The following is a 12,659-nucleotide window of genomic DNA, read 5'->3' as shown; positions in this document are numbered from 1 at the left end:
AGTAGTCTTTAAATATTTTTAGAGGCTATTTTTGTTCTGCCTTAGTGTATAGTTTACATCATCATTGTTCAAAAAACGATTTGGAAGCCGTGCAATAACTTTATAATTTAGCCCTAAAACAGAGTATATGATCAATAAAGTTGTAGCTGGTGCAGACGAGGCTATTAAAGATATCAATGACGGACAAACCTTAATGTTAGGTGGTTTTGGTTTATGTGGTATTCCAGAAAATTGTATTGCAGCCCTAGTTAAAAAGGGAGTGAAAGATTTAACCTGTATTGCCAATAATGCAGGTGTTGACGATTTTGGGATCGGTTTAATGTTGCAGACTCGTCAGGTAAAAAAGATGATCTCTTCTTATGTAGGAGAAAATGCAGAATTTGAACGTCAACTGCTAAGTGGTGAATTAGAAGTAGAACTGATCCCTCAGGGAACTTTAGCAACCCGTTGTTTGGCAGCTGGTTACGGTATGCCTGCAATTTTTACACCAGCAGGAGTAGGAACCGAGGTAGCAGAAGGAAAAGAAGTGCGTAATTTTAACGGAAAAGATTACCTAATGGAATATGCCTTCGATGCTGATTTTGCTTTGGTAAAAGCCTGGAAAGGTGATACAGCTGGCAATTTGATCTTCCGTTCTACCAGTAGAAACTTTAATCCGGTAATGGCAATGGCAGGTAAAACTACCATCGCTGAAGTAGAAGAACTGGTAGAGGCCGGAGAATTAGATCCTGATCAAATTCATACGCCTGGTGTTTATGTACACCGTATTTTTCAGGGAAAAGCTTACGAAAAAAGAATTGAGCAAAGAACCGTTAGAAGCAAAGCTTAATGAAAAAAATAGTTGCAATAGAAGAGATCGCTATGTTTTTACTAGCGCTTTTTGGGTTTTGTTACTTGCCATTTTCGTGGTGGGTTTTTCCTGCATTGTTATTGGTGCCCGATCTTAGTATGTTAGGTTATATCATTAACCCTAAAGTTGGAGCTATCCTCTATAACATTTTACACCACAAAGCTTTGGCTATTGCAATTTTTGTTACAGGTTTCTATTTATCATCACCAATTCTTCAACTTATAGGCATTATCCTATTTGCCCATTCTAGCATGGATAGGGCATTAGGTTATGGTTTAAAATATTTTAATGCTTTTAATCATACGCATTTGGGCATTATCGGAAAAAATAAATAATATGGCATTATCAAAAGAAGGGATCGCTCAGCGAATCTCCAAAGAAATAAAAGACGGTTATTATGTAAATCTTGGAATAGGTATTCCAACATTGGTGGCCAATTATATTCCGCAAGGAATAAATGTAGTACTCCAGTCTGAAAATGGATTATTGGGCATGGGCCCTTTTCCTTTTGAAGGAGAAGAAGATCCTGATTTGATCAATGCGGGTAAACAGACCATTACAACCTTGCCAGGATCTTCTATATTCGACTCGGCAATGAGTTTTGGAATGATCAGGGCACAAAAAATTGACCTGACCATTTTAGGCGCAATGGAAGTTTCGGAAAATGGCGACATCGCCAACTGGAAAATTCCAGGTAAAATGGTGAAGGGAATGGGAGGTGCTATGGATTTGGTAGCATCGGCTAAAAACATTATTGTAGCCATGCAGCATGTAAATAAAGCGGGCGAAAGTAAATTGTTACCAGCTTGTACTTTACCGCTAACTGGTGTAAAATGTATCAAAAAGATAGTAACAGAATTAGCGGTATTGGATGTTTTACCTGAAGGTGGTTTTAAATTAATTGAAAGAGCACCGGGTGTAAGTGTTGATTTTATTAGAAATGCAACATGGGGTAAACTCTATGCTGATGACGATGTACCAGAAATGGTAATTGATTAAAAAATAATATGGAATCAAAAAGGTCAAGAAATATTTCTTGACCTTTTTCTTGATCTAAAAACTTACTTACAGAATTTAGCTTTAAGCTCTTCAGTAATTTCTTCCGTAATTCTGATAATATCATCAGGCGTATCGTTATTGTTAACTATAATTTTATCGCAGCTTTCTCTGTAGGGCAATAAGAACTCTTTGTAGGCAGGTACCACATGGTTGGTCCATTTGTATAACACATCATCTTCAGGATAACCACGCTCCATACCATCGCGTTTAATACGTCGTTGTAAAGCTACTTCCTCATCGGCTTCAATAAAAAGCCTCAGATTTAACAACTCTGCAATTGCCTTAAAGTGTAAAATGAAAAGCCCCTCTACAATAATAATTGGTGCAGGATTGATCTCCAATATTTTTACAACCGCCAAAGGGTTATTGAAATTGTATTCTTTTTTATAAACCACATCGCCTTTGATTAGCTTTTTGATGTCAATTAAAAATTGTTCATCATCTATGGTCGATGGGAGATCGAAATTATACAACTTGTTTTCTTCCTGCGTCATTTCGCCAGCAGGAATGTAATAGTCATCTTGAGATAAAAGAGTTACCTCATCGTTTTTAAAATGGTGTAAAAAACTATTCAAAAAAAAGGTTTTGCCAGAACCACTTCCACCAGCAATACCAATAATTAATGGACTTTTATTGTTCATTCTCTAGAGCGCCGTAACTTATATTACAAAAAAATCGTTTATCTAAAGCACCAACAGCATCTGCTACTGCTTTTGTAATTACAATGATAACATCTTTTGTGGTTTCATTCTCTGTAAATTTACCAACAACCTTTGCAAAGGTAGACCGATTGGTCATTGGGTTGGTAATTTTGATAATGGTACCAACCGGAACAGTGCGGTGTAAAACCAGCATTTTAGTAGGGTCTAAATCTTGGTCGGCAATCCAAACTGCAGTTCCTTTTTCTTCTACCTGACTAAGTCCGTATCTGCTTGCTGGAAGTTTTAAGGCAGGGTTTTTCATGGTGCCTGTACTTTCTTCTGTGCCTTCTTCTTCTGTAGCAGCTGCAGCAGTTGGTTTAGCATTTTTGATGATCAATTTCTGTCCAACCGTAAGGTCGTTACTGGTCAAATTATTTGCAGTTTTAATCTGATAGGTTGTCGAATTGTATTTTTTGGCAATAGAATAGATGGTTTCACTGGCTACCACCACATGTTCAATACTACTTCCATCGCTCGAAACTTCAGGTGTAGCCACATTTGCTACAGGTTTTTCTGCAGCAGCTTTTTTGCTAATTTTTGGTGCCGGTTGTTCTACAATTTTTTCAGCAGGTGTTTCTATTACTTCTCCGTTAGCCGAAGGGATTTTTAAAACCTGTCCAATTTGTAAACTATTAGAAGAAAGTCCATTTATACGTTTAATTTCATCTATCGTAGTGTGGTACTTTTGTGCCAATAGATTTAGGTTTTCCTTAGCTTTAATGGTATGCTCAATTGCAGTAACATTGTCGCTGCTCACAGCTGCTGTGGTTGGTTTATATACCGCACTTGGCGAAACTTCTTTCGGCGTTTCTACAACAGCTCCAGTTGATGGGATTTTTAAAACCTGCCCAATCCTTAAATTGATAGAGCTTAGGTTGTTTGCACTTTTGATGTCGTTTACCGTGGTGCCATATTTTTCTGCCAACATATTTAAGTTGTCCTTGGCAACAACGGTATGTTCAACAATGTTGCCAGTACTTGTTGGAGCAGCAGTAGTGAATGGGCTGTTAGTAGGGACTTTTAAAATTACCCCAATCTGTAAAAGCTTACTGTCGTTAAACTCCATAACGTCTTTATAATTAACGTTATATTTCTTAGCGATAGAATAATAAGTTTCTTTGGCTTCAACCTTATAAACAATTACTTTTTTTCCTTTGTTGTTTTCTACACCAATAGAGTCTATGGTGTTACTGGCATAGGCCGAAATATTGATGAACAAGCCGGCCAGTATGATGATATATATTTTATGCATTAAATTCTTGAGATATTTGGAAACACAATTATACGAATAATATATTTTACCGAAAATATGTATGTAAAACGATAAGATGACAGATGTATTGTTCGAAAGTTCTATTTTTGAAAACCATTTCGAACATCGTTTGTTCTTTATTTAGAAATTAAAACCCATCAAAATTAATTGTCATGGACGCAAAAGAAATCAGTTTAAGTGAAAAAAAAGTGAAGCCAGTTGTGGATATGTTGAATGACTATCTAGCAAATTATCATATTCATTACCAAAAATTAAGAGGTTGTCACTGGAACATTAAAGGACAAAACTTTTTTACATTACACATCAAGTTTGAAGAGTTGTATACCAATGCACAGCTCACCATTGATGAAATTGCAGAACGTGTTTTAACCTTGGGCAAAGCCCCGCATAGCCGCTTCTCAGATTATATTAAAGAATCTAAAATTAAAGAAATTGATACCATCGGAATGAGCGATTTAACCATGGTTGATGCTGTTTTAGACGATATGGCGAAATTAATTGAATTGGAACGCGAATTATTAGATGCAACAGACGCAGCTGGCGATGACGGTTCAAATGATATGGTTAACCGCTTTATGCAATTCAAAGAGAAAACAACCTGGATGTTACGTTCATTTGCAGGCAAAAAATAAAAGATTGATTTAAAGGAAGATTCCTCACTCAAAAGGTGGGGATTTTTTTGTTAGTCAAGATTTTTTGTTAGTCGGGATTTGTAATCTCGACTAACAAGTGATTACTTTTGTGCCAATGGGATATAAAAACTTAGCCGCATGCGTGGCCGACCTCGAAAAACATGGCCATTTGATTCGTATTAAAGAAGAAGTAGATCCATATTTAGAAATGGCTGCCATTCATTTACGTGTTTACGAAAATCAAGGGCCAGCACTCTTGTTCGAAAATGTAAAAGGAAGCAAGTTTAAAGCCGTTTCTAACCTTTTTGGAACTTTAGAACGATCGAAATTTATGTTCCGAGATAGTTTGGCCAAAGTAGAAGAATTAGTAGGCTTACGGTCTGATCCCATCAAGGCCTTAAAAAATCCATTTAAATATGCAGGTGCGGGTTTAACCGCATTGTCGGCTTTACCGTTAAAACAATCGTTGTTTAAAAGTACGTTTGAGAAAACAACGATTAGCAGTTTACCGCAAATTGTAAACTGGCCTATGGATGGAGGTCCGTTTATTACCATGCCCCAAGTTTTTACCGAAGATATTGATCGCCCTGGGGTAATGAATGGAAATTTGGGAATGTACCGAATCCAGTTGGCTGGAAATGAGTACCTCACTGATCAGGAAATTGGTTTGCATTATCAGATCCATAGAGGGATAGGAGTACATCAAACTAAGGCAAATGACAAGGGGCAACCTTTAAAAGTAAGTATTTTTGTGGGTGGGCCTCCTTCACATCCATTAGCAGCAGTAATGCCTTTACCAGAAGGCTTATCTGAATTGACATTTGCTGGTGCTTTAGGTAACCGTCGTTTTCGTTATTTTTATGATGAAGAAGGATTTACCATCTCTGCCGATGCCGACTTTGTAATTACGGGTATAGTTTACCCACAAGACAATAAACCAGAAGGCCCGTTTGGAGATCATTTAGGTTATTATAGCCTTACCCATCCATTTCCTTTAATGAAAGTGCACAATGTGTACCATAAAAAAGATGCCATTTGGTCTTTTACAGTGGTAGGTCGCCCACCACAAGAAGATACCAGTTTTGGAGCGCTTATTCACGAAATTACTGGAGCAGCCATACCACAAGAGATCTCAGGTTTAAAGGAAGTGAATGCTGTTGATGCCGCAGGTGTACATCCCTTGTTGTTTGCCATTGGAAGTGAACGCTATACACCATACTTAAAGGAACGCAAACCACAAGAAATTTTAACCATTGCCAATCATATTTTGGGTAAAAACCAGTTAAGTTTAGCCAAATATCTATTTATTGCAGCTAGAGAAGATAACGAGGAGTTGAGCACGAACAATATTTCAGCATTTTTTACCCACATCTTAGAGCGGATAGATTTACGTAACGACCTACATTTTTATACCAATACCACAATCGATACTTTAGATTACTCTGGTGATGGATTAAATACAGGTTCGAAAGTGGTTTTTGCAGCTGCTGGCGAAAAACGAAGAGAATTAATGGACGTATTACCAGATGGTTTCCATCTATCTGCCGAATTTACCGATCAACAGATGGCCATTCCGGGTGTAGTGGTTATTCAAGCGAATGCCTATCTCGATACCATAAAAGCGAAACAAGAAATAGAAACTTTAAAAGATCAACTGAAAGGTTTATCGTTAACTACTTTACCTTTAATTGTGGTTTGTGATGATGCCTCATTTACAGCGGCCAATATCAATAATCTGGTTTGGGTAACATTTACAAGAAGTAATCCTGCAGCCGACATCAATGGTGTAGCTGATTTTACAGTAGACAAACATTGGGGCTGTAATGGACCATTAATTATCGATGCCCGTAAAAAACCTCATCATGCTCCAGAGTTGATAAAGGATGCAGATGTAGAAGAAAGAATCAACCGTTTTTGGGAAAAGGGCGGAGCCTTATTTGGAATTTAATTTTAACAAAAAAGCCATGATGTTGATCATGGCTTTTTTGTTAATTAGTATTTGCTTAGAACCTAAGTCCGAAAGTTAAAAATACATTGTTTTTGGTAGTTTTAATATCTGCACTTGGTGAACTGCCATTGCTTAAGCTATAAGGACTAAAATTATTAGTTACCTCCACTCTCTGATAAGCTACATCCATATAATAATTGTTTACACGGTAACCAATACCACCACTGTACATTTTTGTATCTAAAAGACTAGAATCGTCTTTTTTGTTTAAAATTGTAGCTGCATCTGCTTTGTAAGGACTGCCATTTACACCATAACCTGCCCTTAAGCTGATGGTGTTAATTTTATACTCAGCACCAATTCTATAATTAATGGCACTTTTATAGTTTTTTCTTACCTCGTTGTTATCATTGTTAATGGTAGCTAAATCGCTTGAACCATTAAAGCCTTCATTTGTAGAAAATCTGATGCTGCTATAATCTACAAAATCAACATCTGCACTAATTAATGCTTGCCCAGCAATTACATAACTTGCACCTAATGACCCCTTCAGTGGGGTTCTCACATTGTACGTAAAATCATAAGTTCTACTGTTGATCGTTCCTCTAGCTGTAGATCTGTTGTCTAACGTTTCGGTGGTTGCATCATCAATTACCATCCAAGTTGGTGATTGAAGGGTTAAACCTAACCTGAAATTACTTACAGGTCTAAAAATAACACCTATTCTTCCATTTACACCAGAACCTTTAGTTTGTTGGTTTTGGTTAAAAAACAACTTGTAATTGATGTTGTTTCCGGTTAAGTTACCACCTCCATCAAATTCTCTAACCTTTCCAGTTTCCTCATAGCTGGCATCTCTGTTATACCTCACATCTACCAAATTGATAGTTGCCCCAATGTAGATCTGGTTTGAAATATTGGCTGCAGCAGAGAAGTTAAATTCAGATGTAGAACCTGTTCTTACCTCATTTGTACGTTGTATGTTACTTTGATTAGCGTCCGCAAACGTTTCAGGATAGTAATTGCCTTTAGAAGGGTCATAACTAATCAAATAATTGTTGTAGGCCCATCCTTCAAGCCCATCTACATCTTTTAATTTATTAGGTGTTGTTGAACCTGCTATCTGTGCAAAATAATCAGCTACTGATGTAGAATTGTTCGGCGCACCAAAATTGCCTTCAAAACTAAAATCGTTATTTCTATTGTAACCTAAACCAAATACAGTACTAACTAACCCTTTTCTTGTGTCTTGTCCTTTTTGTCTGTACACTGGAGAATAAAAAACAAGCCCAACTTGATTAAGGTTCAATTGGTTTTTAGAAGAGTTGGTGTTTTGACCTAAGTAAAGTGCATTGGCACCTGTTTGATTAAATTCTGGTGTTAAACTAAATTCAGATTTTGTAAAAAGTCCCAAGCCGGCAGGGTTGCCACCTAAGGCACTCATATCGCCACCAACGCCAATTTGAGCATTGCCTAAGCCTTTAAATCGAGCAGAACTTCCATAATTTGTTTGCGAAAATCGCAAAGCATCGCTTGCATATTGAGCGTATGTATTACTTGTGGTAGCTACTATAGCTACCACTAATATGGTTAAAATTTTTTTCATGTGTGTTTCGTGCTAATTTAGATTATCTACCCCCTCTAGTTGGTCTGCCGCCACCGCCACCACCGCCGCCGCCACTTTCGCCTCTACTACCACCGCCACTGCTGCTTGCAGGAGGAGGGGTGTAAGTTGGTCTAGAAGGAGGAGAGTCGTTTGTACGAGTTGGTCTAGATGAAGCCGGAGCATCATTTGTACGAGTTGGTCTAGAATCAGTTGAATTAGGTCTGCCAGGAGCATTACCGCTTTCACCACCACGGGTAGGTCTACCACTAGTTGGGTTATACACTTCAGCTCTGCCGCTTCTAGTTGCATTTGAATTGCCATTGTCAGCTCTTGTAGGCACGCCACCCATATAAGAGCCATTTGCTCTACTTACCCCATTTTCACTACCTCTACTTGGTCTAGGGTTATTGTTACGTTCTCTTACCAAATAACCACCGCCACCGAAACCTCCGCCGTAGAATCCACCACCGTAAAATCCGCCTCCATAAAATCCACTGTAATAAGAATATGGTCCCCAGAAATTACTGAAATATGGAGAACCATAGAAAGCCCAGTTGTAATAAGGATTAGACCAGTTGTTATAAAAACCGCCGAAATAGCCACCTAATCCTAGCCCAAATCCGAAATAGTTTGAGCCGTAAAAGTTGCCGTAATAGTTATTGTATCCGTTATAACCGTAGTCAAAATAATTATTGTTAAAATAAGATCTCCAAGGGCTGCCATAATAAAATCGATCAATACGAGAAGAGTAATCCATGTCGTAATAAGGATCACTTGTAGCATAATACCCAGTATTTACAGAATCTGTCTGTGAATTTTGGATAGGCGCCATCGCTATATATTCCTTAGCTCGAGCCGTAGAGTTGTATACATCGTCCTGAATGGAGTTGTTTTGCACCATTCGAGGAGCGGAGCAAGAGGCAACAAACAAGGCTGTTACCGCAAGCAAACTGGTGAATAAATGATTAGGTTTCATGTGTGTGTGTTTAAGTTTTTAATTCTTACATGGAATTCGCTTAAGGCTCATTTCATGATATCTGTCTTTTGTTTGTGTGTGCAATCAAATTCTAGCTATAAATTTATAGCTTTGTAAACGATATTACAAGAAATTTAACACAAAAAACGTTCCAAATAGTTATGAGCAAAGGTATTACAAGCAAAAATGACGATTATTCGCAGTGGTATAACGATATTGTTATAAAAGCCGATCTTGCAGAGCATTCGTCTGTTAAAGGCTGTATGGTAATTAAGCCATATGGTTACTCCATTTGGGAGAAAATTCAGGCAGTTTTAGACCAGAAATTTAAAGATACTGGTCACAGCAATGCTTATTTCCCCTTGTTTATACCCAAGTCTTATTTTTCTAAAGAAGCAGCTCACGTAGAAGGTTTTGCAACAGAGTGTGCTGTGGTTACCCATTACCGTTTAAAAAATGATGGCAATGGAAATATTGTGGTAGACGAAACCGCTAAATTAGAAGAAGAATTAATTGTTCGTCCTACCTCGGAAACCATTATCTGGAATACTTATAGAGGTTGGATCGAATCTTATCGTGATCTACCTTTGTTAATTAACCAATGGGCAAATGTGGTTCGTTGGGAAATGAGAACCCGTTTGTTTTTACGTACCACCGAGTTTTTATGGCAAGAAGGGCACACCGCACATGCAACTTCTCAAGAAGCTATTGAAGAAACAGAAAGAATGTTGGATGTATATGCCGATTTTGTTGAAAATTGGATGGCTGTTCCTGTTGTTAAAGGAAAGAAAACGCCTACAGAGCGTTTTGCTGGGGCTTTAGATACGTATTGTATTGAAGCTTTGATGCAGGATGGAAAAGCTTTACAAGCAGGTACTTCTCACTTTTTGGGACAGAATTTTGCCAAAGCTTTTGATGTTAAATTTACTAGTAAAGAAGGTAAACAAGAGCATGTTTGGGCAACTTCTTGGGGAGTGTCAACTCGCTTAATGGGTGCTTTAATTATGTCACATAGTGATGATTCTGGATTGGTACTGCCTCCGAAATTGGCTCCAATTCAAGTAGTTATCGTTCCAATTTATAAAGGCGAAGAAGACTTGGCCAAAATATCAACCTTTGTTGACGAATTGATGGCTAAGCTAAAAGGCCTAGGTATTTCTGTAAAATACGATGATAGAGACAGCCAACGCCCAGGATTTAAATTTGCAGAATACGAACTCAAAGGAGTGCCAATCCGTTTAGCTATTGGAGGTAGAGATATGGAAAATGGAACTGTAGAACTGGCTAGAAGAGATACCAAAGAGAAATTTACGGTACCTCAAGCAGATTTAGATGTTTACATTGCAAATCTATTGAACGAAATTCAAGAAAATATTTACAATAAAGCCCACCAATTTAGAGAAGAGCACATTACCGAAGCTAATTCTTACGAAGAGTTTAAAGAATTGCTTGATAGCAAAACTGGCTTTATTTCGGCCCATTGGGATGGAACTGCAGAAACAGAAAAACAAATTAAAGAAGAAACCAAAGCTACCATTAGATGTATTCCTTTAGATAATAAACTAGAAGATGGCGTTTGTATGGTTACTGGTAAACCTTCTATACAAAGGGTATTGTTTGCAAGAGCTTACTAAGATGTGAGTATTGAGATGTGGGATTTGAGAGCCTTTGTTGACTCATATCTATTCTCTCAAATCTCCTATCTCACCTCTCATATCTAAAAAAAAAATGCAAAAAGATAATTATAAAGAAATACTAGGCAAATTAGAAAGTAAGGCTTCGTTAAAGCAGGCCATTTACCGCAGTACCGCTGAAGTATTTGGTTTAACAAAATCTATTCTTTCTAAAATAGCTGCAAAACTGCATGCAGATTATACACAAAAAGATCCATCGGTTGAGGTAAACTATCAGGAGAATAATCAATTTGAAGCGCAGCTGAAATTTTCAGGCGATATGCTGATGATTTCTATGCACAGCAATGTTTTTAATTTTGATGTAGGACATTCTATTTTTCAAACGACCTATGTTAAGGCCGACGAGAGTTTAAGTTATTGTGGCGTGATTTATGTACATAACTTTTTGGCAGATTCGATAAAGTATAATCGTTTGGCAGATGAAGGCTCTTTAATAGCCCGCATTTTAGTGAACAAAGAAAAGCACTTTATGGTAGAAGGCGATGGGGCTTTAGGCTTTTTGTACGAAGATTTTGCTGCAAATGTGGTTACAGAAGAAAACCTGACTGATATTTTAGAAAAATCAATTCTTTTGTGCTTAAATACTGATTTGTTATTGCCACCATTTGCACAAGTTAAAGATGTAACTTTACATCAAAAGCAATCAATTGTTGCCGCAAGCGGATACCCAACTGGTAAACGTTTGGGCTATCAGTTTAAAGCAGAAATAGAAAATAAATAAAGATGATTTAATATTCATCACTCAATACTTGTATAACATGAAATTTGCAACAAAAGCGATCCATGCTGGTCAAGAACCAGATCCAACAACAGGTGCTGTAATGACACCAATTTATCAAACCTCAACTTATTGGCAAAAATCGCCAGGAGAACACAAAGGTTATGAATATTCTAGAGGAACAAACCCTACACGTAAGGCCTTAGAAGATTGTTTGGCCGCTTTAGAGAACTGTAAATTTGGCTTAGCTTTTAGTAGCGGAATGGGTGCCACAGATACAGTTTTAAGGTTGTTGAAGCCTGGCGATGAAGTAATTACAGGTGATGATTTGTATGGAGGTTCTTACCGTATTTTTACAAAAGTGTATGAGAAATACGGAATTAAGTTCCACTTTTTAGATTTATCAAAACCAGAAAATATCATTCCTTATATCAATGCCAATACCAAATTGGTTTGGATAGAAACACCTACCAACCCAACTATGCGTATTATTGATATTGAGGGGGTAGCTAAAATCACTAAAGAGAACAATATTCTTTTAACGGTCGACAATACATTTGCTTCGCCATACCTACAAAATCCAATTGATTTAGGTGCCGACATTGTAATGCATTCGGTAACCAAATATATTGGCGGACACTCGGATGTGGTAATGGGTGCATTATTGACTAATAATGAAGCTTTATACAAAGACCTGTTCTTTATTTACAATGCCTGTGGTGCAACCCCAGGGCCGCAAGATTCGTTCTTGGTATTAAGAGGGATCAAAACGCTGCATTTGAGAATGAAAGCACATTGCGAAAATGGCGAAAAAGTAGCGCATTATTTAAAAAAGCATCCTAAAATAGACAAGATTTATTGGCCAGGATTTGAAGATCATCCTAACCATGATATCGCCAAAAAACAGATGCGTGGTTTTGGTGGCATGGTATCCATTACTTTGAAAGATGCCGATTTGCAAGAAACGTTTAGAATTGCTTCTCGATTTAAAGTGTTCTCTTTGGCCGAATCGTTGGGCGGAGTAGAGTCTTTAGTGAACCACCCAACCACCATGACACATGGTTCAATTCCGAAAGCAGAGCGTGAAAAAGTTGGTGTAACTGATAATTTATTGCGTTTAAGCGTAGGTGTAGAAGATATCGACGATCTATTGGCAGATTTGGAACAAGCATTGAGTTAACTAGAGGTTAACTGTTTAATTG

12 protein-coding genes are annotated in these 12,659 nt (G+C 37.6%); 8 read left to right on the top strand and 4 right to left on the bottom strand.

Annotation, left to right across the window (positions count from 1 at the left end):
* Positions 1-127 precede the first annotated feature (127 nt).
* Genes AQF98_RS11225 through AQF98_RS11215 form a run of 3 tightly spaced genes read left to right on the top strand, consistent with a single transcriptional unit; the run spans position 128 to position 1,849 of the window.
* Positions 128-829, top strand: coding sequence for a CoA transferase subunit A (locus AQF98_RS11225; RefSeq protein WP_055132022.1), 702 nt, complete (start codon positions 128-130; stop codon positions 827-829).
* Positions 829-1,185, top strand: a complete 357-nt coding sequence (locus AQF98_RS11220) for a DUF4260 domain-containing protein (protein WP_055132021.1) — start codon at positions 829-831, stop codon at positions 1,183-1,185. Before AQF98_RS11225 ends, AQF98_RS11220 begins: the two co-directional genes overlap by 1 nt.
* A gap of 1 nt (position 1,186) precedes the next feature.
* On the top strand, positions 1,187-1,849 hold the full coding sequence (locus AQF98_RS11215) for a 3-oxoacid CoA-transferase subunit B (RefSeq protein WP_055132020.1): 663 nt from the start codon (positions 1,187-1,189) through the stop codon (positions 1,847-1,849).
* Positions 1,850-1,911: 62 nt separating this feature from the next.
* On the opposite strand, the gene AQF98_RS11210 is transcribed toward AQF98_RS11215, so the two are convergent.
* Both AQF98_RS11210 and AQF98_RS11205 read right to left on the bottom strand, forming a co-directional pair.
* Entirely contained in the window at positions 1,912-2,550 is a 639-nt protein-coding gene (locus AQF98_RS11210; protein WP_055132019.1) for a uridine kinase, read from the bottom strand.
* Positions 2,540-3,862, bottom strand: coding sequence for a LysM peptidoglycan-binding domain-containing protein (locus tag AQF98_RS11205; protein WP_055132018.1), 1,323 nt, complete (start codon positions 3,860-3,862; stop codon positions 2,540-2,542). Before AQF98_RS11205 ends, AQF98_RS11210 begins: the two co-directional genes overlap by 11 nt.
* A gap of 173 nt (positions 3,863-4,035) precedes the next feature.
* On the opposite strand from AQF98_RS11205, the gene AQF98_RS11200 reads away from it, so the two are divergent.
* On the top strand, positions 4,036-4,515 hold the full coding sequence (locus AQF98_RS11200; RefSeq protein WP_055132017.1) for a Dps family protein: 480 nt from the start codon (positions 4,036-4,038) through the stop codon (positions 4,513-4,515).
* A 115-nt stretch (positions 4,516-4,630) separates the two neighbouring features.
* Entirely contained in the window at positions 4,631-6,463 is a 1,833-nt protein-coding gene (locus tag AQF98_RS11195) for a UbiD family decarboxylase (protein ID WP_055132016.1), read from the top strand.
* A 55-nt stretch (positions 6,464-6,518) separates the two neighbouring features.
* Here the strand turns inward: AQF98_RS11195 and AQF98_RS11190 are convergent, their stop codons facing one another.
* Both AQF98_RS11190 and AQF98_RS11185 read right to left on the bottom strand, forming a co-directional pair.
* Positions 6,519-8,069 (bottom strand): OmpP1/FadL family transporter, encoded by a 1,551-nt coding sequence (locus AQF98_RS11190; RefSeq protein ID WP_055132015.1) that lies wholly within the window; start codon positions 8,067-8,069, stop codon positions 6,519-6,521.
* Between the two features lie 22 nt (positions 8,070-8,091).
* Positions 8,092-9,045: a hypothetical protein gene (locus tag AQF98_RS11185; RefSeq protein ID WP_152969697.1), complete on the bottom strand. Its 954-nt coding sequence runs from the start codon at positions 9,043-9,045 to the stop codon at positions 8,092-8,094.
* Between the two features lie 161 nt (positions 9,046-9,206).
* Here AQF98_RS11185 and proS point away from each other — a divergent pair, with 161 nt between their 5' ends.
* From proS to AQF98_RS11170, 3 genes are all read left to right on the top strand, one after another.
* Positions 9,207-10,679: a proline--tRNA ligase gene (proS, locus tag AQF98_RS11180; RefSeq protein ID WP_055132013.1), complete on the top strand. Its 1,473-nt coding sequence runs from the start codon at positions 9,207-9,209 to the stop codon at positions 10,677-10,679.
* A 94-nt stretch (positions 10,680-10,773) separates the two neighbouring features.
* On the top strand, positions 10,774-11,460 hold the full coding sequence (locus AQF98_RS11175; protein ID WP_055132012.1) for a hypothetical protein: 687 nt from the start codon (positions 10,774-10,776) through the stop codon (positions 11,458-11,460).
* Positions 11,461-11,497: 37 nt separating this feature from the next.
* On the top strand, positions 11,498-12,637 hold the full coding sequence (locus tag AQF98_RS11170; RefSeq protein WP_055132011.1) for a cystathionine gamma-synthase: 1,140 nt from the start codon (positions 11,498-11,500) through the stop codon (positions 12,635-12,637).
* The last annotated feature ends 22 nt before the right edge of the window (positions 12,638-12,659 follow it).

This window comes from Pedobacter sp. Hv1 (assembly GCF_001412215.1).
GTDB lineage: Bacteria > Bacteroidota > Bacteroidia > Sphingobacteriales > Sphingobacteriaceae > Pedobacter.
The sequence above is the reverse complement of the archived record's forward strand: the minus strand, read 5'-3'. Positions and strand labels throughout refer to the sequence as shown.